Origin of the sequence: Trichlorobacter ammonificans, from assembly GCF_933509905.1 — a bacterium.
Taxonomy (GTDB): Bacteria; Desulfobacterota; Desulfuromonadia; order Geobacterales; family Pseudopelobacteraceae; genus Trichlorobacter; species Trichlorobacter ammonificans.
Genome location: NZ_OW150024.1, coordinates 1,918,533 through 1,939,087, shown reverse-complemented (window position 1 = coordinate 1,939,087; position 20,555 = coordinate 1,918,533). Strand labels below are relative to the sequence as shown.

General features: G+C 61.7%; 19 protein-coding genes and 1 pseudogene. 12 read left to right on the top strand and 8 right to left on the bottom strand.

Annotation, left to right across the window (positions count from 1 at the left end; translation table 11 throughout):
• Positions 1-34: 34 nt before the first annotated feature.
• The 10 genes and pseudogenes from iorA (at position 35) to RAK07_RS08690 (ending at position 9,986) form a co-directional block, all read left to right on the top strand.
• Positions 35-1,848: pseudogene (gene iorA / locus RAK07_RS08735) on the top strand (indolepyruvate ferredoxin oxidoreductase subunit alpha).
• A complete protein-coding gene (locus RAK07_RS08730) occupies positions 1,845-2,423 on the top strand; it encodes an indolepyruvate oxidoreductase subunit beta (protein WP_305732450.1) in 579 nt (192 codons plus the stop codon). Before iorA ends, RAK07_RS08730 begins: the two are co-directional and overlap by 4 nt.
• A gap of 15 nt (positions 2,424-2,438) precedes the next feature.
• Positions 2,439-3,749 carry a phenylacetate--CoA ligase family protein gene (locus RAK07_RS08725; RefSeq protein ID WP_305732449.1) on the top strand — a complete coding sequence of 437 codons (1,311 nt, stop codon included), beginning with the start codon at positions 2,439-2,441 and terminating at the stop codon, positions 3,747-3,749.
• 14 nt (positions 3,750-3,763) lie between these two features.
• Positions 3,764-4,195: an ACT domain-containing protein gene (locus RAK07_RS08720; RefSeq protein WP_305732448.1), complete on the top strand. Its 432-nt coding sequence runs from the start codon at positions 3,764-3,766 to the stop codon at positions 4,193-4,195.
• A 26-nt stretch (positions 4,196-4,221) separates the two neighbouring features.
• Positions 4,222-5,370, top strand: a complete 1,149-nt coding sequence (locus tag RAK07_RS08715) for an ABC transporter substrate-binding protein (RefSeq protein ID WP_305733497.1) — start codon at positions 4,222-4,224, stop codon at positions 5,368-5,370.
• Positions 5,371-5,386: 16 nt separating this feature from the next.
• Positions 5,387-6,529 (top strand): ABC transporter substrate-binding protein, encoded by a 1,143-nt coding sequence (locus tag RAK07_RS08710; RefSeq protein WP_305732447.1) that lies wholly within the window; start codon positions 5,387-5,389, stop codon positions 6,527-6,529.
• A 111-nt stretch (positions 6,530-6,640) separates the two neighbouring features.
• Positions 6,641-7,525 (top strand): branched-chain amino acid ABC transporter permease, encoded by an 885-nt coding sequence (locus tag RAK07_RS08705; RefSeq protein WP_305732446.1) that lies wholly within the window; start codon positions 6,641-6,643, stop codon positions 7,523-7,525.
• Positions 7,526-7,529: 4 nt separating this feature from the next.
• A complete protein-coding gene (locus RAK07_RS08700) occupies positions 7,530-8,495 on the top strand; it encodes a branched-chain amino acid ABC transporter permease (protein ID WP_305732445.1) in 966 nt (321 codons plus the stop codon).
• Positions 8,488-9,243 carry an ABC transporter ATP-binding protein gene (locus tag RAK07_RS08695; RefSeq protein ID WP_305732444.1) on the top strand — a complete coding sequence of 252 codons (756 nt, stop codon included), beginning with the start codon at positions 8,488-8,490 and terminating at the stop codon, positions 9,241-9,243. The genes RAK07_RS08700 and RAK07_RS08695 overlap by 8 nt, the downstream gene beginning before the upstream one ends.
• On the top strand, positions 9,243-9,986 hold the full coding sequence (locus RAK07_RS08690; protein WP_305732443.1) for an ABC transporter ATP-binding protein: 744 nt from the start codon (positions 9,243-9,245) through the stop codon (positions 9,984-9,986). The genes RAK07_RS08695 and RAK07_RS08690 overlap by 1 nt, the downstream gene beginning before the upstream one ends.
• Positions 9,987-10,099: 113 nt before the next feature.
• Here the strand turns inward: RAK07_RS08690 and RAK07_RS08685 are convergent, their stop codons facing one another.
• The 8 genes from RAK07_RS08685 to RAK07_RS08650 form a co-directional block, all read right to left on the bottom strand.
• A complete protein-coding gene (locus RAK07_RS08685) occupies positions 10,100-10,411 on the bottom strand; it encodes a hypothetical protein (protein WP_305732442.1) in 312 nt (103 codons plus the stop codon).
• Positions 10,412-10,424: 13 nt separating this feature from the next.
• The gene (locus RAK07_RS08680; RefSeq protein WP_305732441.1) at positions 10,425-11,378 is read right to left on the bottom strand and encodes a class 1 fructose-bisphosphatase; all 954 of its coding nucleotides are present in this window, start codon (positions 11,376-11,378) and stop codon (positions 10,425-10,427) included.
• Positions 11,379-11,450: 72 nt separating this feature from the next.
• The gene (locus tag RAK07_RS08675) at positions 11,451-12,275 is read right to left on the bottom strand and encodes an ABC transporter permease (protein WP_305732440.1); all 825 of its coding nucleotides are present in this window, start codon (positions 12,273-12,275) and stop codon (positions 11,451-11,453) included.
• Positions 12,253-13,011: a 3',5'-cyclic-nucleotide phosphodiesterase gene (locus RAK07_RS08670; protein ID WP_305732439.1), complete on the bottom strand. Its 759-nt coding sequence runs from the start codon at positions 13,009-13,011 to the stop codon at positions 12,253-12,255. Before RAK07_RS08670 ends, RAK07_RS08675 begins: the two co-directional genes overlap by 23 nt.
• Before the next feature lie 31 nt (positions 13,012-13,042).
• Entirely contained in the window at positions 13,043-13,747 is a 705-nt protein-coding gene (locus RAK07_RS08665; protein ID WP_305732438.1) for a PilZ domain-containing protein, read from the bottom strand.
• Between the two features lie 57 nt (positions 13,748-13,804).
• Entirely contained in the window at positions 13,805-14,620 is an 816-nt protein-coding gene (gene mutM / locus RAK07_RS08660; RefSeq protein ID WP_305732437.1) for a DNA-formamidopyrimidine glycosylase, read from the bottom strand.
• 3 nt (positions 14,621-14,623) lie between these two features.
• Positions 14,624-16,714 carry a CHASE2 domain-containing protein gene (locus RAK07_RS08655; protein WP_305732436.1) on the bottom strand — a complete coding sequence of 697 codons (2,091 nt, stop codon included), beginning with the start codon at positions 16,712-16,714 and terminating at the stop codon, positions 14,624-14,626.
• A 9-nt stretch (positions 16,715-16,723) separates the two neighbouring features.
• A complete protein-coding gene (locus RAK07_RS08650; protein WP_305732435.1) occupies positions 16,724-17,773 on the bottom strand; it encodes a FecR domain-containing protein in 1,050 nt (349 codons plus the stop codon).
• Between the two features lie 212 nt (positions 17,774-17,985).
• Here RAK07_RS08650 and RAK07_RS08645 point away from each other — a divergent pair, with 212 nt between their 5' ends.
• Positions 17,986-20,301 (top strand): GspE/PulE family protein, encoded by a 2,316-nt coding sequence (locus RAK07_RS08645; protein ID WP_305732434.1) that lies wholly within the window; start codon positions 17,986-17,988, stop codon positions 20,299-20,301.
• A 52-nt stretch (positions 20,302-20,353) separates the two neighbouring features.
• Positions 20,354-20,458 (top strand): RCKP-type rubredoxin-like domain-containing protein, encoded by a 105-nt coding sequence (locus RAK07_RS14030; RefSeq protein WP_309550364.1) that lies wholly within the window; start codon positions 20,354-20,356, stop codon positions 20,456-20,458.
• The last annotated feature ends 97 nt before the right edge of the window (positions 20,459-20,555 follow it).

Below are 20,555 nucleotides of genomic sequence, written 5' to 3'. Positions count from 1 at the left end.
GGACGTGTATAAACAATGTTCTTTTTTTTGAGGTATGACACCACTATTCAGAGACAATGGAGCACGAGTGAACAAGGAAATTCTGTCCGGCAACGAAGCTTTTGCCCGCGGCGCCCACGAGGCCGGCGTAAAGGTGGCCAGCGCCTATCCGGGAACCCCTTCCACCGAGATTCTTGAAAACGTCGTCAGGTACCGGGAAATCGATGCTTCCTGGGCTCCCAACGAAAAGGTGGCCCTGGAAGTTGCCATCGGTGCCTCCTTTGGCGGCGGCCGGGCTCTGGCCTGCATGAAGCATGTCGGCGTCAACGTGGCGGCCGACCCTCTCTTCACCCTCTCCTATACCGGCGTCGGCGGCGGCTTGGTGCTGATCGTTGCCGATGACCCGGAGATGCATTCGTCCCAGGATGAGCAGGACAGCCGCAACTATGCCCGTTTTGCCAAGGTGCCGATGCTGGAGCCGGCCGACTCCCAGGAATGTCTCGACTTTACCCGGCTGGCCTTCGAACTGTCCGAACAGTTCGACACCCCGGTGATGCTGCGCAGTTGTACCCGTATCTCCCACGGCAAGTCCATCGTGCAGCCGGGGGAACCGGTGAGCGGGCTGCCGGAGCCGAAGCTGGTGAAAAACCCGGCAAAGCTCGTGATGTTGCCGGGGAATGCACGGGTTCGTCATCCGCTGGTTGAGGAACGTTCCGTCAACCTGTCAACCTACGGCGACACTGCCGCCATCAACCGGATGGAAATCCGTTCCGCCGACATCGGCGTCATCTGTGCCGGCGTTACCTGGCAGTACGTGCGGGAGGCGTTGCCCGAGGCGTCCACCCTCAAGCTGGGCATGGTCTGGCCGCTGCCGCAGCAGTTGATTCGCGAGTTTGCCGGTAAGGTGCAGCGACTCTTCGTGGTTGAGGAGCTGGACCCGTTCATCGAGGAGCAGGTGAAAGCCATGGGGATTGCGGTGACGGGCAAGGAGATCATCTCCCTCTGCGGCGAGTTGTCCCCCGGCCGTATCCGTGACGCCTTCAGTACTGCCGGGATCATGCCGGGTCAGGCTGCCGCCCGCCAGGGACAGGGTGAGCCCCTTCCCCCCGTCCCCCCAACATGTGCCCCGGCTGTCCCCACCGCGGGGTCTTCTACGAGCTAAACCGCTTGAACGCCTACGTAACCGGCGACATCGGCTGCTACACCCTGGGCTTCATGCCGCCGCTCAACGCCATGGACACCTGCGTCTGCATGGGGGCCTCCATCAGCAATGCCAGCGGCATCGTGCGGGTGCTCCCGCCTGAGGAGCAGCAGCGGGTGGTGGCGGTGATCGGCGACTCCACCTTCCTGCACACCGGTATCAACAGTCTGATGGAGATGGCCTGGAACAAGGCGCCGGCAACGGTGGTGATCCTGGACAACCGGATCACCGCCATGACCGGCCGTCAGGAAAACCCGGCCTCCGGCTACTCCCTGGATGGCGAGGCCGCGCCGGAAGTGAATATCCCCGACCTCTGCCGGGCCTTGGGCATCCGCCACGTCCGCACCGTGGACCCCTACGATCTGGAGGCCACGAAAGCGGCGCTCAGCGAGGAGATGCAGCGGCCGGAGCCGTCGGTGGTCATCACCAACCGCCCCTGCTGTCTGATCAAGGGCGCGGGGCGGTTCGAAAAGGGAGCGGTGCTGGAGGTGGATCAGGGACGCTGTACCGGTTGCAAGGCCTGCCTGCGGATCGGCTGTCCCGCCATTGAATGGAAACCGGACCCGGAAGGGAAGCGGGGCAAGGCGTTCATCGACCCCCATCTCTGCACCGGCTGCACCGTCTGTCAGCAACTCTGTAAATTCAACGCCATCGGGGGGAAAAAATGAGTACGCCGATAACCAATATCCTCCTGGTGGGGGTGGGGGGGCAGGGAATTCTGCTGGCCTCTGAAATTCTGTCGGAAGCGTTCATGCTGGCCGGCTTCGATGTCAAGAAGAGCGAGATTCACGGCATGTCCCAGCGGGGTGGCAGCGTGGTCTCCCATGTCCGCTTCGGTGAGCGGGTCTTCTCGCCGGTGGTGCCGGAAGGGGAGGGGGATATCCTCTTCGGTTTTGAGCTGCTGGAAACGGTGCGCTATCTTTCCCTGCTCAAGCCCGGCGCCACGGTGGTGGTGAACGACTTCAAGATTCCGCCGCCGTCGGTACTGCTGGGACAGGCTCGCTACCCCGACGGCCTGGTGGAGCGGATTCGCACGGCGTTTCCCGACACCCTGGCGGTGGACGGCCAGCGGCTGGCCCTGGAGGCCGGTGATCTGCGGGCCGCCAACACGGTGCTCCTGGGAGCGGTTTCCCGGCGCCTGGAGATTGCCGAGGAGGTCTGGCGACAGGCCCTGGAGAAGATGGTGCCGAAGAAAGCGCTGGAGATCAACCTGAAGGCGTTTCAACTCGGGCGTTCACTGTAGGAACGGAGAGGATCCATGGCAACCACCTACTTCAATGAGGAGTTTGAGACCCTGCCCCGGGCGGCGCTGGAGGCGCTGCAGCTGAAGCGGCTTCAGGCGACGCTTGAACGGGTTGTGCGCAACGTGCCCTTGTATCGGAAAACCTTTGAGGCTGCCGGTGTCGCACCGGACCAGGTGCGCTCCCTTGAAGACCTGCAGCGGCTTCCCTTCACCACCAAGCAGGACATGCGCGATTCCTACCCCTACGGCCTGTTTGCCGCGCCGATGGATGAGATCGTGCGAATCCACGCCTCCTCCGGCACCACCGGCAAACCGACGGTGGTGGGGTACACCCGCCAGGACATCGAGACCTGGAGCGAACTGATGGCCCGCTCCTTTGTCACCGCCGGGGTGCACCGGGGGGACATCATTCACAACGCCTACGGCTACGGCCTCTTTACCGGCGGCCTGGGGGCCCACTACGGCGCAGAGCGACTGGGAGCCTCGGTGATTCCGATCTCCGGTGGCAACACCAAGCGTCAGATCATGATCATGCAGGATTTCGGTTCCACCGTGCTGACCTGCACGCCGTCCTACTCCCTCTACCTGGCCGAGGAAGCCCAGGCGGAAGGCTATGACCTGCGCGGCGGCAAGCTGCGGGTGGGGATTTTCGGCGCAGAACCCTGGTCCGAGGCGATGCGGGGCGAGATCGAGGCCGCCTTGGGGCTGCATGCCATCGACATCTACGGCCTCTCCGAGATCATGGGGCCCGGTGTGGCCATCGAGTGCATCGAAGCCAAGCACGGCCTGCATATCTGGGAGGACCACTTCCTTGCCGAGATCATCGATCCGGAAACCGGCCGGCAACTGCCGGAAGGCGAAAAGGGGGAGCTGGTCATCACCACCATCACCAAGCAGGGGATTCCCCTGATCCGCTACCGTACCCGGGACATCACCAGCATCACCCGCGAGCCCTGCCGCTGCGGCAGGAGCCACGCCCGCATCGCCCGGATGAGCGGCCGTTCCGACGACATGCTGATCATCCGCGGGGTCAACGTCTTCCCCTCCCAGATCGAGTCGATCCTGGTGCGGGTGGAGGGGGTGGAACCGCACTACCTGCTCATCGTGGACCGCGCGGACAACCTGGATACCCTGGAAGTGCAGGTGGAGGTGGGCGAACAGCTCTTCTCCGACGAGATCAAGGTGCTGCAGGCCCTGTCCCGGCGGATCGAGAAGGAGATCAAGGATATGCTGGGGGTCACCTGCACGGTCAGGCTGGTTGAACCGAAGACCATCCAGCGCAGCGAAGGCAAAGCAAAACGCGTGCAGGACAATCGCAAGCTGTAAGAGGAGGAACGACCATGAACGTCGAACAGATCTCCATCTTCATCGAAAACAAGTCGGGCCGTCTGGCCGAAATTACCCGCATCCTGGGTGAGGCGTCCATCAACATCCGGGCGCTCTCCCTGGCTGATACCTCTGATTTCGGCATCCTGCGCCTGATCGTCAATGACGTGGAAAAGGCCAAGCAGGTCCTGAAGGAGAAGGGATTTACCGTCAACAAGACCGAGGTGGTGGCGGTGGAAGTACCGGATCAGCCCGGCGGGCTGGCCACCATCCTGCAGACCCTGGACCGGGACCGGATCAATGTCGAATACATGTACGCCTTCGTGGAACGCTGTGGTGGCAACGCCGTGATCATTTTCCGTTTCGACGAAACCGAGAAGGCACTTGTATCCCTGAATTCCGGCGGTTTCAGCATACTTGAAGGCGAGCGGCTGTACAGCTTGTGATGCCCTCAAAACGGAGGAAGCAGATGATGAGAAAACTGATGGTACTCTGGAGTATGGTGGGGATGCTGCTGGCGTCGGCAGGTGTGGCGACGGCCTCCGGCTCCATTAAAATTGGTGGCCTGTTCGCCGTGACCGGCCCGGCCTCGTTCCTGGGGGAGCCGGAGAAGCGCACCCTGGAGATGCTGGTGGCCGAGACCAATGCCAGGGGTGGCATCAACGGCCAGAAGCTGGAAGCGGTCATTTACGACACCGGCGGTGACGTTACCAAGGCGGTGCAGCTTGCCACCAAGCTGATCAGGAACGACAAGGTGGTGGCCATCATCGGTCCCAGCACCACCGGCGAAAGTATGGCACTGGTGCCGATCGTGGAAAAGGAAAAGGTACCGCTGATCTCCTGTGCAGCCGGTATCAAGATCACCGAACCGGCCAAGGACCGCAAATGGGTGTTCAAGACCCCGGCCAACGATCATGTGGCTGCCGAAAAGATCCTCAACTACATGGCCAAGCAGGGGCAGAAGTCGTTTGCGCTGCTGACCGTGACCGACGGCTACGGTTCCTCCGGCCGGGAGCAGTTGAAGGCACTTGCCGCCCAGAAGGGGTTCAGGGTCGTGGCCGATGAGACCTACGGTCCCAAGGATACGGACATGACTCCGCAGCTGACCAAGATTCGCGCCGTCAGGGCCGATGCGATCATCTGCTGGGGCACCAATCCGGGCCCGGCCATCATCACCAAGAACGTCAAGCAGCTGGGCATCAAAACGCCGCTCTACATGAGTCACGGCGTTGCTTCCAAGAAGTACATCGAACTGGCCGGCGCCGATGCCGCCGAAGGGGTGATGCTGCCCGCCGGCAAACTGGCGATCTTTGATGCAATCTCCAAGAAAGACCCCCAATATAAACTGCTGAAGGAGTATGATGCCGCCTACCGCAAGGCCTTTGGTACCGAAGCCTCCACCTTCGGCGGCTACGCCTACGACGGGTTCCTGCTGGTGACCAACGCCATCCGGACCAAAGGGGCAACACCGGACAAAATTCGCGACGGCATCGAGCAGGCGAACAAGCTGGTCAGTGTGTCCGGCGTTTTCACCATGTCCCCCGGCGACCATAACGGTCTTGACCTGTCGGCTTTCGAGATGGTGAAGGTCAGTAAGGGCGACTGGGTGCTGCTGAAATAACGGGAGGTCACGAACCATGATTGCACAACGATTTCTTCAGGTAGTAGTAACAGCGGCACTCTGCCTGACCTCATCAGTGGCCCTGGCAGCCGGCACCATCAAGATCGGCGGCCTCTTTGCCGTCACCGGCCCGGCCGCCTTCCTGGGCGAGCCGGAGCGCAACACCGCCCAGATGGTGGTGGACGGCATCAACAGAAGCGGCGGCATCAAGGGGCAGAAGCTGGAGCTGGTTGCCTACGACACCGCCGGTGACGCCACCAAAGCGGTGCAACTGGCCACCAAGCTGATCAAGAACGACAAGGTGGTGGCCATCGTCGGTCCCAGCACCACCGGCGAGAGCATGGCCGTGGTGCCGGTGGCGGAAAAGGAAAAGGTGCCGTTGATCTCCTGTGCTGCCGGCAGCAAGATTACCGATCCGGTCAAACCCTACGTTTTCAAGACCGCCCAGAACGACGGTCTTGCCGTGGCCCGGATTTACGAGTACCTGCATCGGCAGAAGCTGAACCGGGTCGCCATCCTGACGGTGTCCGACGGTTTCGGTGCTTCGGGCCGGGAGCAGTTGAAGGCCCTTGCCGGAAGGTACGGCATCCAGATCGTGGTGGACGACACCTACGGCCCCAAGGATACGGACATGACGTCCCAGCTTACCAAGATCCGGGCTTCCCAGGCCCAGGCGGTCATCTGCTGGGGCACCAATCCCGGTCCGGCGGTGGTTGCCAAGAACGCCAAGCAGCTGGGAATCAAGCTCCCCCTCTACATGAGTCACGGCGTTTCTTCCAAGAAATTCATCGAGCTGGCCGGTGACGCCGCCGAAGGGATCAGGCTCCCCTCGGGCCGGGTGATCGTTTCCGACGTGCTCCCCGCGTCCGATCCGCAGAAGAAGTCGCTGCTGGCATTCGTTCGTGAATACCAGCGCCTTTTCAGGCTGGAGGGCGACCACTTCGGCGGCCACGCCTGGGATGGCGTCATGCTGATCAAGGGGGCCATCGAGCGGGGCGGCGCCACGCCGGAGGGAATCCGGGACGCCCTGGAGAAAACCCGTGACTTCCACGGCATCGGAGGAACCTTCACCTTCAGTCCCAGCGACCATGCCGGGCTCACGAAAGAAGCGTTCGTGATGGTGGAGATCAGAAACAGGGATTGGACGCTGCTGAAGTAGAATCGGTCGCTTCCGTTTCCTGAAGTGCAGATTCAGGGAGCTCATCACTGGTACTGAAAGGCAGGCGTTATGCCTGTCTTTCAGTCTGTAAAGGGTCGGTGCATTCGCGCTATGGAACTTGGCAATCAGTTGCTGCAATACCTGCTGTCCGGGATGTCCACCGGGGCGATCTACGCCCTGATCGGCATCGGCTTTTCCATCATTTACAACGCCACCGGCATCATCAACTTCGCCCAGGGGGAGTTCGTCATGCTGGGTGGGATGCTGACCCTCTTTCTCGTCTCCGCCCTGAAACTGCCTCTCTGGGCGGCAGTACCGCTGGCGGTGCTGCTGGCCACCCTGTGCGGCCTGCTGTTCGAGCGGCTGGCCATCCGCCCCCTCAGGAACGCCTCGCCTATCAGTCTGGTGATCATCACCATCGGCGGCGCCATCCTGATCCGGGGGCTGGCCATGCTGATCTGGGGCAAGGATACCCATGCTCTCCCGCCGTTCTCCGGCGAGGAGCCGATCCTGTTGGGGGGGGCGACGCTCTTGCCGCAGCATCTCTGGATCTTCGGCATTACCCTGGTGTTGATCGCGCTCAACAAGTGGTTTTTCAACCACACCATCAGCGGCCGGGCGATGCGTGCCTGTTCCTACAATCCGCGGGCAGCGGGGTTGGTGGGAATCGACGTGCGGCGGATGGTCCTGCTCTCGTTCATGATCAGTGCCGCCATGGGGTCCTTGGCCGGCATCATCGTGGCGCCGCTGACCATGACCGCGTACGATGTCGGAATCATGCTGGGATTGAAGGGGTTCTGCGCCGCCATCATCGGTGGCATGTCCAGCGGCCTGTCCACCGTGATCGGCGGATTGATCCTGGGGGTGCTGGAGTCGATGGGAGCCGGACTCATCTCCTCCGGCTACAAGGACGCCATCGCCTTCATCATCCTGCTGTTGATCCTGTTCCTGCGACCCCAGGGGTTGTTCGGCAAACCGGAATCGGAGAGGGTGTAAGGGCGTGAAGAAAGAGTTGATCAAATTCGGTATCTTTGCCCTCTGCGTCCTGGTGGCTCCGTTTTTTTTCACGGACGGCTACCTGCTGAACGTGTTGGTCTTTGTCGGCATCCATACCCTGCTGGCCGTGGCGCTTAATCTGCTGCTGGGCTATGCCGGCCAGATATCGCTGGGCCATGCCGGTTTCTTCGGCCTGGGGGCTTACCTTTCCGGCGTGCTGACCGGCACCTACGGCTGGAATCCCTGGGGGACCATGGTGGCGGCGGCCCTGCTGGTGGGAGGAGTGGCCTTTCTGGTCGGCTTCCCGATCCTCAAGCTCAAAGGGCACTACCTCGCCATGGCCACCCTGGGACTGGGGATCATCATCTACATCGTCTTTCAGGAGTGGGTGGGGGTCACCGGTGGTCCCTCCGGCTTTTCGGGCATACCCAGCCTGGAAATCGGTAGCCTGGTTTTCGACAGCGACCTGAAGAACTACTTTCTGGTCTGGAGTTTCGTGCTGCTCTTCGTGCTGCTGTCGGTCAATTTGGCCAATTCCCGTATCGGCCGGGCCTTCCGTGCCATCCATGACTCCGAGGTGGCGGCGCGGGTCATGGGGGTCAATGCCCGTCTGCTGAAGGTGCAGGTTTTTGCCCTGTCGGCGCTGATCTGTTCCGTGGCCGGCTCCCTCTACGCCCATGTGATGACCTTCATTGCACCGGCCTCATTCGGTTTCAACATTTCGGTGGAACTGCTCACCATGGTGGTGATCGGCGGACTGGGCAGCATCTACGGCTCCATTCTGGGGGCGCTGCTGCTGACCCTGCTGCCGGAGTTCCTCCGTTTTCTGCATGATTACGACATCGTCTTCTACGGTGGTCTGTTGATGGTGATGACCATCTTCATGCCCGGCGGGCTGGTACGGGGGATTCCGGCGCTGTTCCGCAAGCTGCGGCGCTCCGGCACCGGAAAGGGGGATGCCCATGCTTGAACTGCGGGGAATCACCCAGATATTCGGTGGCGTCACCGCTCTCGACGATGTTTCCTTTACCGTCGGTGCGGGGCAGATTACCGGCGTCATCGGTCCCAACGGTGCCGGCAAGACCACCCTGTTCAACATCGTCACCGGCATCTATAGCCAGACCAGCGGCCAGGTGCTGTTTGAGGGACGCGATGTCAGCCGTTTGCCGGCAGAACGGCTGGCCGGCCTGGGCATGGTGCGTACCTTCCAGAACGTGGAGCTGTTCGGCCAGATGACGGTGCTGGAAAATGTGATGGTGGGACTGCACAGCCGTACCAGCAGCGGTCTTTTTGCCTGTGCCCTGAAGATGCCCTGGGTCGTGGCGGAGGAACGGCGGATTCGTGAGGAGGCCCGTCAGTGGCTGCAGTTCGTCGGTATCGAGGAACTGGCCGACGTCCAGGCGGCCAACCTGCCGTTCGGCAAGGGGCGGCTGCTGGAGATCGCCCGGGCCATGGCCTGCAAGCCCCGGATGATCCTGATGGATGAGCCGGCCGCCGGGCTGAACAGCCAGGAGACCCTGGGACTGGCCGCCCTGATCCGGCGTATCCGTGATGCCGGTGTGACCGTGGTGCTGGTGGAGCACGACATGGAGCTGGTCATGGATATCTGCGACCGGATCGTGGTGCTCAACCTGGGCAGGAAGCTGGCCGAGGGCACCCCCCGCGACATTCAGGACAATCCGGAAGTGATTGCCGCCTATCTGGGGGATGACGACTGATGCTGCGACTGAAGAACATCAACACCTACTACGGCAAGGTCCATGCCTTGAAAAACGTCTCCCTGCACCTGGCGGAAGGAGAGATTGTCACCCTGATCGGCGCCAACGGTGCCGGCAAGACCACCATTCTTAACACCATTTCCGGGGTGACGCAGGCAAAGGGTGGCGAGGTGCTGTTCGGCAAGGAGCCGATCCAGGCCCTGGCGCCGGACCGGATCGTCCGGCTGGGGGTCTCCCAGGTGCCGGAGGGGCGGCAGGTGTTCAAGCCGATGACCGTGGCGGACAACCTGATGCTGGGGGCCTACCTGCGCTACCGCAACGGCGACGACAAGGGGGCCATCAAGAAGGACATGCAGGAGATCTTCACCCTGTTTCCCCGGCTGGAGGAGCGGCGCGAACAGGCTGCCGGCACCATGTCCGGGGGAGAACAGCAGATGCTGGCCATTGGCCGGGCGTTGATGGCGCGTCCCCGGCTGCTGCTGCTGGACGAGCCTTCCATGGGACTGGCGCCGCTGGTGGTGCAGGAAATCTTCAAGGTGCTGCGCCAGCTGCGCGACGAGCGGGGGGTGACCATCCTGCTGGTGGAGCAAAACGCCAAGGCGGCGCTCAGGCTTGCCGATCGCGGCTACGTGCTGGAAACCGGCAAGGTGATCCTGGAAGGGGCGGCTGGAGAACTGCTGGAAAACGCCGAGGTGAAGCGGGCCTACCTGGGCAAGGAGAAGAAGGAAATCTGGGAACGCTGACGGCGTCAGTAACCGATACATCTGCTGCTGAAAATCATACAGGGGAAGCAGGCATTGTAGCCGCTTCCCCTGTTCATTCCTGCCGATAGAAGATTCGATGCGGGAAGCTCCTGTTACCAGACCTCCCGCTCTTCACCATCCTCATCATCAAAGACACTGTAGTCGCTGTCCTCATCCTCTTCTTCGTCCCCGCCGCCGTCAAACCACTCCTCATCGTCGTCTTCGGCCGTGGAGCCGCTGCGCTGGGCGGGGCTGCGCCCTTCTTCCTCGTCGTCGGAGATGGCCTCGAATTTACGGAGCAGGGTCGGCTCGGTACAGAATTTTCCCTCCTTGAAGCGGCACTGCTCCAGGTCACACAGGTCAAAGAGCTGGATTTCGCTGCAGAGCCGCCGGGGAACCGTTGTCTGGTCGTCGTTGTTGTCCACGTTATTCACCGTGTCAGGCGGTGCCGTCGTTGCCGTTCAGAAACTCGCGGGCCTTCTCCACGTCATCGCGGCAGCCGATGTATACCGGGGAGCGCTGATCGTAGCCCCCGGGAGTCAGGTCGAGAATCGGGGTCGTGCCGTCGGTGGCGGCACCGCCGGCCTGTTCCACCAGATAGGCCATCGGGTTCAGTTCGAAGAGCAGGCGTAGTTTCCCCTGGGGGGTGTCGGTGAGGGCGGGGTAGAGGAAAATGCCGTTCCCCTTGAGCAGGATCTGGTTGATGTCCGGAACGAAACCGCCGGAATAGCGCAGCTTTGCCCCTTTGTCCTCCAGATAGCGCAGGTAGCGCTCGTTCTCCGGGGTATACTTTTTGCGCAGACCGCCGGGAGCATAGATGTTGCCGGACGGCTTCATTCGGATATCCTCACGGGTAAGCGTAAACTCCATCAACTGGTTCATGGTGAATTCGTAGACCCCTTTGCCCACTGAGTAGACCAGGGAGACCCGCGGTCCGTAGAGGATGTAGACGGCTCCCACCATCCTGCGCCCCGGCTGGAGCATGTCGGCCCCCTGGTAGATGCCGACGATGGTGCCGACCGCCAGGTTGACATCCACCAGCGACGAGCCGTCCAGCGGGTCGTAGGCCACGGAGAACATCCCCTGCGGATTGCTGGTGACCTGGAAAATTTCGTCCATCTCCTCCGAAGCTATGTTGCAGACCACACCGGAGTGCATCAGCCGCTTGCGCATGATCCGGTCGGACAGCACGTCAAGGGCCAGCTGTTCTTCACCGTAGAGGTTGGAGGTACCGGCAACGCCCAGATCACCGGTGCGGACCGCGTTGATGACATATTTGCTCGCTTCCGCGATCTCGCACAACAGATGCACCAGGTTGCCGCTGATATTCTGATCCCGCAGGTGACGGCGGAAATCCACCTGAAACTTCGTTGTTCCGGGCTCCTTGCCCATAAAGAGACACCTCCTCGGCGTTGTTAGTGAGCCTAAACCTACCCCAAGTACCCGCTCTATTTCAAGGAAGAATCAGGATGCCGACAACAGCGACGCCAGATAGGTGATCAGGCCGTCCAGCAGGAATACGGCAAAGAGGCTGTTGATCACGGCACGGGTTGCCGCCTGGGGAATTTCGGTGGCGCTCGTGCCCACCGACATGCCGGCCTGGCAGCAGATCAGGGGGATGGCGAGGCCGAAGCCGAGCGACTTCACCGCCAGCACCACTACTTCCCGCAGCCCCAGGGAGGCGATGATACCCTGCAGGAACTGGTCGTAGGGGATATGGCGTCCCACGGATACGATCAGGAATCCGCCGATGAAGGCGGTCAGCACGAAATAGGCGGTCAGCAGGCAGACCGAGCTGGCGACCCCCAGAATCCGGGGCAGGATCAGATAGCGCTCCGGCGCAATACCCATCAGTTCCAGGGTGGCGATCTCGCCGTTGATTTTCATGGAGCCCAGCTCGGCGGCAATGGCGGTGCCGCTGCGGGCGATGACGATCATGGCGGTCAAAAGCGGTGCCAGTTCCCTGAGCACTACCCAGACCAGCACCTTGCCGGTGAGCGAGCCGTTGCCCCCTCCCACCAGTCCCACCACCTGGCTGACGATGACCGTCCCCAGGATCAGTGCCACCAGTACAATGATCTTCCAGGCTTCCAGCCCGGTGAAATAGACCTGCTTGAGCAGTACCGCCCTGATGGCGGGGTTGCCCAGCGAGGGGGGGGAGAGCAGGCAGCGCCAGAATTGGAGGAACTGATCGGCCAGCTCCGAGAGAAGGCGGGACCGATAGAGCAGCCAGGCGCCGACCTTGCGGGGAATATCCGGCAGGGAATCAGATGTCGTAAATGGTGCCATCGCGCAGCAGCTCAACCTGCTTGATGCCGAGCATCTCGATCTCACGCCTGATCTGCCCGTAATACTGCGGCTTGGGATGGGTGATCAGAATCCGCTTGGGCAGCACCGGGATCTTGGCCAGCTCCTTTTCCAGCAGCGAACAGCAGAGGTGCTTGGTCAGCAGAGCCAGCGGTTGCTGGTCGTTGGGAAAGGATACTTCCACGATGAGGGCGTCGGCGCCGGAGGCGTACTGCCAGATCTCGTCGGTGGGGCCGGTGTCGCCGGTGTAGATCAGCCGCCTGCCGTTACCTTCCAGGCAGTAGCCCACTGCCGGTACGGTATGGTTCACCTCGATGGCGGTCAGGGTGTAGCCGTTCACCTTCACCGGGATGCCGGGGTGGATGATGTCATAACGCATCACCGGCTCCTCGGCGCTGGGCAGGCGGGTGAAGTCCGGCCAGATGATGTCGTTCATCAAGTGGTTGCGCAGGGCGGTGACGACCTGCTCCGTGGCGTAGATGGTGACCAGGTGCTGCAGGTTTTTGATGATGATGTTATCCGCCAGCGCCGGTATGCCGCGTACGTGGTCCAGGTGGGTGTGGGTGATGAAGATATGACGCAGCTGCCATTGTTCCTCTTCGGTCAGCACGGAACCGATGGTGCCGGCGTCCAGCAGCAGGCTGTCGTCAATCAGGAAAGCGGGAGGCCTGAAGTCGGGAAATTCTGCGCCGGCGCTTCCCAGAATGCGGAGTCTCATTGCGTGTTCCTCCCGTGCGGGTGTGTGAAGCCTATCCGAACTGTTCCTTCAGGGTCTGGATGATTTGAACCTGCCGGTTGTAGATGTACTGCGAAATCACCTTGTCGGCCTGCTTGTCGACCTCGATCTGGAAGGTGTGCAGATAGCCGTCGTCTTTTGGTCTGCTGTTGACCAGGCGGGCAGGTACGGACAGGCAGGTGGCGTCGAGGGTCAGCCGGGCCGTCCCCTGGTCGGCGATGCCGGTGGGCAGGGAGGAAGCGGAGAGCAGGGCACACCCGGTCAGGGAAATATCCTGCAACCAACCGGTCACCGTCTGCTGGTCAGTCTGGTACGTCGCCTCGACCTGGCCGTCAACCGTCACCCGCACCGACTCCCGTCGGTCGGCACGGATGCTGGCGTAAGCAAAGCGGCCGAGGGTTACGGCACACTTGGGAACATTCACCCGTTCCGTGAGAGCATGGACCCCCAGCCCCTGCGGAAAGGCGGCGCTTTTCAATAGGGCCTGTTTCTGGGCCGCCAGCACCACCGATTGGGCCTGGTGTACCTTCAGGTCCACCATTTCGGCGTCAACATGCTCAATAACCACCGGATAGCTGACCGGTACCTCGTGGTAATAGTTGATCAGCCTGAGATCGTTTTTCAGCTTTCCCGAATGAATTTCGCGGATTGTCTGAATGATTGCCGCAAAATCCTGCGTGCCGTCCTTGAGACTGACGATCTGGTACGTCTCTTTCACGTAACCTCCAACGCGGTCATGGTGAACTGATTTCGTCCGGAGCTTTATCGCGCGGACTCAGGCCAGACGCTGGCACGCCGGGCAGTAGTGGGTACCGCGACCGGCCAAACGCTCCCTGCGAATGGCGGTACCACAGACGGGGCAGGGGAGGCCGCCCCTGCCGTAGACTGCCACCGGAAACCTGCCGGCTTCGAACACGCCGTCGATATTGGCCCCCTTGGCCTCCACTGCCTGGTGCAACACCGCAGTCAGTGCCCGGCAGAGCCGTTCCCGCTCGTCGGGGCAGAGGCTGTCCGCACTGCGCAGGGGATGCAGCCGGGCACGGAACAGTAGTTCGTCGGCATAGATGTTGCCGACACCGGCCACAAAACCCTGGTCGAGCAGCAGCGGCTTCAGCTGGCGTCGCTGCACCGTCAGCCGTCGCAACAGTTCGTCATGCCTGATGGTCAGGCCGTCGGGGCCGAGCCGTCGGGTAACGCTCCGGGGATGCTCGAGCAGTCCTGCCCGGCCGAAGGCTCGCGGATCGTCGAAACGCAGGGCCAGTCCCCGGTCCAACAGCAGGCAGAGCCGGGTATGTCGCTCCTGCGCCTGCTCCGCCGGGACGAGGAAAAGCCGGCCGGTCATGCGCAGATGCAGTACCATCCAACCGCTGCTTGTAGCACAGTACGGGGTAAATCGAAAGAACAGATACTTGCCGTGCCGTACAATTTCCTGAAATACCGCACCGGTCATTGCCCGGGTAAACTGTTCCCGGTCCCCCTCGATGACCCCGTCCCGCAGAATGCGGGTCTCGTATACCGACCGGCCTATCAGGGACACCGGGGCATCGCGCAGGCTGCGCAGTACACTCTCCACTTCCGGCAATTCAGGCATCGGCTATTTACTCGTGGCGGTATAGACGCCGTCCCAGTCTGCGGGAGGCGGCGACGCAAGATATTCGGTGCAGCGGCCGACGTACAGCTTTGACGGGCCGTCGTTGTAGGTGGTCACCAGTTCTTCGAACATTCGACAGGCGGTTTCGAACTGCCGGGAGCGGTAGCGCTCCAACGCCTCTTCGAAGCGCGGCAGCACCTCCCTGTTGGCGACCATCAGCTCGAACATCACCACCGGCAGATGCTTGCCCTTGACCTTGACCCGGTCCACCTCACGGAAACTGAACAGCCCGTCCGCTATCTGCCGACGGGTATCCTCGCTCACCAGGATGTGGGAACCGTAGTACTTGTTCAGCCCCTCCAGGCGCGAGGCCAGGTTCACCGCATCGCCAATGGCGGTGTAGTCGAAGCGGATGTCGGCCCCCATGTTGCCGACAACGGCGTTGCCGGTGTTGATGCCGATGCCGATGTCAATGGTGTTCATGCCGCGCTCGGCGAAGCCGGCGTTCAGGCGCTTCAGTTCTTCCAGCATCCGCACCGCGGCGGTGCAGGCGCGGGTGGCGTGATCCGGCACGTCCAGCGGCGCATTGAACAGCGCCATCACCGCGTCGCCGATAAATTTGTCCAGGGTCCCCTTCTCCTCCAGCACGATGCGGGTCATGGGGGAGAGATATTCGTTCAGCAGGGTGACCAGCTCCGGTGGGGTCAGGCTCTCCGACACGGTGGTGAAGCCGCGGATGTCGGAGAACAGGATGGACAGTTCACGCTGCTCCCCGCCCAGCACCAGCTTGTCGGGGTGCTTTTCAATTTCCCGCACCAGGTCGGGTGAGACATAGTTGGAAAACGCCTTCTTCAACTGTCGCCCCTTGCGTTCCACCACCAGGTTCCGCCAGGCTTCGCTTCCCAGGTAGGTAAGGCCGACGCCCAGCAGCGGGTAAATCACGGTCATGTCCTGCAGCCAGCGGGAAAACACTTGGTAATTGACCAGCCCGAACAGGCTGGTGGTGGCGGCCAGGGCCACCAGGCCGGTGGCGGTGCCGGGGACGAGAGCCAAAAGCAGCCCCAGCACCAGCGGCAAGCTGAGGACGCAGACGATCTCCAGCATCTGGGTGGTGCCGTCGTAGCGCAGGAAACGGCGCTCCAGGGCGTTGGCCGCCACCGTGGCATGCAGTTCCACTCCCGGCTGGGTGGCGTCGAAGGGGGTGGGGCGGATGTCGTAGATGCCGATTTCCGTTGCCCCGACAAAGGCAATGGCCCCTTGCAGCTCATCGGGCTTGAGCCGCTTCTTGATGACGTCGGCTGCGGAAACGGTCCGGAAGGAACGGGCCGGGCCATAGTAGTTCAGCGCCATGGTGCCGTCTTCGCGGGCCGGTACGCGCAGGGAGCCGATCTGTACGCTGTCGATTCCCCAGGGCTGTACCTCCAGCATGATGTCGCTGCCCAGATAATGGCGTAGCGCCTTCATGGCCAGGGAGGGATAAATGGAACCGTCGTGCAGCAACAGCAGGATGGAGCGACGGTAGAGGCCGTCACCGTCGGGGCGGGCGTTGAAAAAGCCGAAGTCCAGGGCCTTGTTTCCCAACAGCGGGAGGTTGGCGTCAAGATTGGGGTATTCGGTGAGGGGGATGGACTGCACCCCCTCGGCCACCTTCATCAGCTTCACCGTGGAGCGTTCCATCTGGGCGATCACCGCCGGGTCGACCGGCTGCTCTTCCTCCCGGAAGAAATAGCCCATGACCACGTTGCCGGCCCGGGCGATGGAACGAGCCAGGGCGGCATCGGCCGCCGGGTTCTGCGGTTCGGAAAAAACAATATCCAGCGCCGTCACCTTGGCACCGTAGGATGCCAGATTCTCGATCAGTCTGCCGGTCACCTCGCGGGACCAGGGCCAGCGCCCCATCTCCTTGATGCTGGCGTGGTCGATGGCCACCACCACCACATCCTTGTCCGGCTGTACCGGCCCCCGGACCCGAAAACGGGCATCCTTCATCCGGTAGTCGAGCTGCTGCAGGGCGGGCGGGGCCTGCCGGTAGGCAACGAACGCCAGCAGCGCCCCCAGCAGGCCGAACAGCAAAAACGCCAGACGCTTTTTCATGGAAGCGCCTTACTTGCCGAGGTTTTTCAGCAGGGTTTCGCTGGTGCCGGCATGGCGACCCTGGGGATAGTGTTTCAGGTACTGTTCAAAGCGTTGCCGGGCCTGCTCGTTGAAGCCCATTTCCAACAGGGTCTGGGCGGTGCTGAACAGGGCGGTTTCAGCCTGGGGAAGCTGGGGATACTCCTCCAGCACCAGCAGGTAGGCGGCCAGGGCCAGCTCAGGGTTGGCCAGGAAGCGGGCATAGACGGCACCCCGTTCCATGTGGGCATCGGCCCGTACGTCCGGTACCTTGGTCAGGTCAAGGGCGATCTGAAAGACGTGCAGCGCCTCTTCATACTTGCCGCTGTCGGCCAGGTAGTGACCGTAGTTGATGTTCCAGCGGGCGATGATGTCGGCGATTTGGCCTGAGTCGGTCCACTCGGCCGGCGGTTGGGCAGCGGTCACCTTGTCGAAGAGTTCCTTTGCCGCAGCCACCGGGCTGCCGGCCTCCACCTTGAGCGGTTCCACCGGGGTGATGCCGCGGGTATTCTGAGTCATGGTGCCGGCGACGAGCGGCTGCTGCTGCCCCTTGGCCTCACCGGAGACGGCCACCTTTCCTTCGTTGCCGAAGAAGACGTTGGCCTGGCCCTGGGAAAGCATCAGAAACTCGGTTCCCTTGATCCCGGCCACTGCCGTACCGCTTTTCACGGTCATGCCGGACTGGCGGCCGCCGAATTTGACCACTGAGGCGCGCAGTTTGCCCTGGGCCAAGTTGAAAGTCCCCTCACGTTTGTTTTTGGTCAGCAGAAAGGAGGTGATCTCGAATTCGGTGTTGTTGGCCAGGGTGAATTTGCTCTTGTCGTTCAGGGTCAGCTCAACCCAGCCGTTGGGTCCGGTCTTGATCCAGTTCCCTTCGGCAATGGCTGCCCCCTTTGCCAGGGGAGCGTAGGGAATATTGGCTTTCACCCGCCAGGAGGCGCTTCCGGAAATGCCGGTAATCGTTCCCACCTGTGCACCATGGGCCGCCAGCGGCAGGATGCAGAGCAGGCATGCGAAAAGAGCGGACACGAATCGTTTCATCGGAGAACCTCCTGGGCTGGACTAGTGCACGGGCTTCCGGCAGGTCCGACCCCGGCGAAAGCGCAGTGCCAGGAATTGTAACAGTATTTTCCCGTGAGTCAATGCATCCGATGACAGGGCAGCCCTGCAAGACCTCTTGTGAAACCGGCGTAATCTGGTATTGTTGCACCCATCAGCGTATCCTGCCTGAATCCATCCGCGGAGATTGCACCATGATGCCGACAACGGGGCCGGAAAACAGCAGCCTGAAGCAGCAGCTCGAATACCGCAAGCGGCTGATGGACAAGATCAACGAACTGCATTCCGCGGACAACCTCAATACCATTCTGTTGCACATCAAGGACAGCATCGCCGACCTCTTCAACGCTCAGCGCATCACCATCTATCTGGCGGACGCCAAGCGCAACCTGCTCATCTCCAAGGTTCTTTCCGGGGCGGAAATCAAGCAGATCGTGGTGCCGATCTCCGATACCAGCCTTTCCGGCTTCTGCGCTCTCTCCGGCACGGTGCTCAACATCAGGAGCGCCTACGACGATCATGAACTGCGCATGATCAACTCCAATCTCAAGTTCGACAAGTCCTGGGACCAGAAGACCGGCTTCGTCACCCGCCAGGTGCTGTGCGTGCCGATGAAGTTCCAGCGGACGCTGATCGGCGTGATCCAGATCATCAACAAGCAGGACGACACCCCCTTTACCGATACCGACGTCACCTACGCCCTGGAACTGGCCACCTCCCTCTCCATCGCCATTCACAACATCTACCGTCTGCAGGTCACCACCAAGATCATCCGGCAGCGCAGCCGCTACAACTACCTGCTGGACAAGAACCTGTTGGATGAGAAGACCATTGAAAAGGCCGCCAGCCACCCCGATACGGCGAAGTTCGGCCTGGATGCGGTGTTGATGCGGGAGTTCAAGGTGCCCCGGGAGGAGATGGCCAAGGCGCTTTCCCTCTTCTTCGGCACCGAGTTCGTCAAGTACGAGCCGGCGACCCCGCCCATGGAGGAGGAACTGCTGAAAAGGGTCAAATCCGACCGGCTGCTCAAGGAGTGGTGGGTTCCCTACAAGGTGGAGAACGGCGTGCTGTCCATCATCATGGACGATCCCACCGACCTGGGGCGCCAGGACATGATCAAGTTCATCTACCCGGAATACAAACGGATCAGTTACGTGGGGGCTTTTCGGGACGATATCCAGAGCTTCATCGGCCTGTTCTACAACAAAGGGGCCTCCCTTACTGCGGGCGGCAGCATCGACGAACTGATCAACAAGCTGGATACCACCGACGAGCCGGAACTGGAGCAGGAGTCCTCCAAGGTCTCCGAGCAGGACAGCGTCATCGTGCAACTGGTGAACAAGATCATCATCGATGCCGTGCAGGGGAAGGTTTCCGATATCCATATCGAGCCCTATCCCGGCAAGGAGGATGTGATCGTCCGGATGCGGGTGGACGGCCGTTGCAAGGTGTACCAGCGGATTCCTTACAAGTACAAGTACGCCATCCCCTCGCGGATCAAGATCATGTGCGGCCTGGACATCTCCGAGCGGCGCAAGCCCCAGGACGGCAAGATCGACTTCAAGAAGTTCGGCCCCCTGGCGGTGGAACTGCGGGTGGCCACCGTCCCCACCGCCGGCCAGTTGGAGGACGTGGTCATGCGGGTGCTGGCCTCCGGCGAGGCGGCGCTTCCCTACGACAAGCTGGGACTCACCGAACGGAACAGCAAGGTGCTGCTGCACTGCGTCAACCAGCCCTACGGCCTGATCCTGGTGGTGGGACCCACCGGCTCCGGCAAGACCACCACCCTGCACTCGGCCATCTCCGTGATCAACACCCCGGAAACCAAGATCTGGACCGCCGAGGACCCGGTGGAGATCACCCAGCGGGGACTGCGCCAGGTGCAGGTGCATCCCAAGATCGGCTTCACCTTCGCGGCGGCGCTGCGGTCGTTTCTGCGGGCCGACCCGGACGTGATCATGGTGGGAGAGATGCGGGACCAGGAAACCGCCGAGATCGGCGTCGAATCGTCGCTGACCGGTCACCTGGTCTTCTCCACCCTGCACACCAACTCGGCGCCGGAAACCGTCACCCGGCTGCTGGACATGGAGCTTGATCCCTTCTCCTTCTCCGACGCCATCCTCTGCATCCTGGCCCAGCGTCTCTGTCGGCGGCTCTGCGACTGCAAGCAGGAGTACCGGCCCGAACGGCAGGAGCTGGAGGAAATCATCATGGAGTACGGCATCGAGGACTTCAAACGGACCGGCATCGATCCGGTCGGCATCAGGCTGCACAAGGCGGTTGGCTGCGCCAGGTGCGGCGAGTCCGGCTACAAGGGACGGCTCGGCCTCCACGAACTGCTGGAAGGGACCGACCAGATGAAGTCGCTGATCAAGCGCAAGTCTGAAATCGAGCATATCCGCCGTCAGGCCATCGAGGACGGCATGACCACGCTCAAGCAGGACGGCATCCTGAAATGCTTCATGGGGCTCACCGATCTGAAGGAAGTGCGCAAAGTCTGCATCAAGTAGCTGGAACGGCTTCTGTTCCGCCGTTCGGGCCGAAAAAGGAGGTGATAGCACGATGGCAACCTGGAAATGTGCCTGCGGATTCAGCAAAGAAGGGCGTTGCAAGCCGCAAAAATGCGAAAAGTGCGGAGAGAAGGGGAAGTTTGTCAAGGCTGAATAGCTCTCATGCCCCTGTGACATGCGATAGATGTACCCCGGTTTCCGGCGGAAACCGGGAAATCTGCAAACGGCAGCCGGCGAGCTGCCGTTTGATTTTG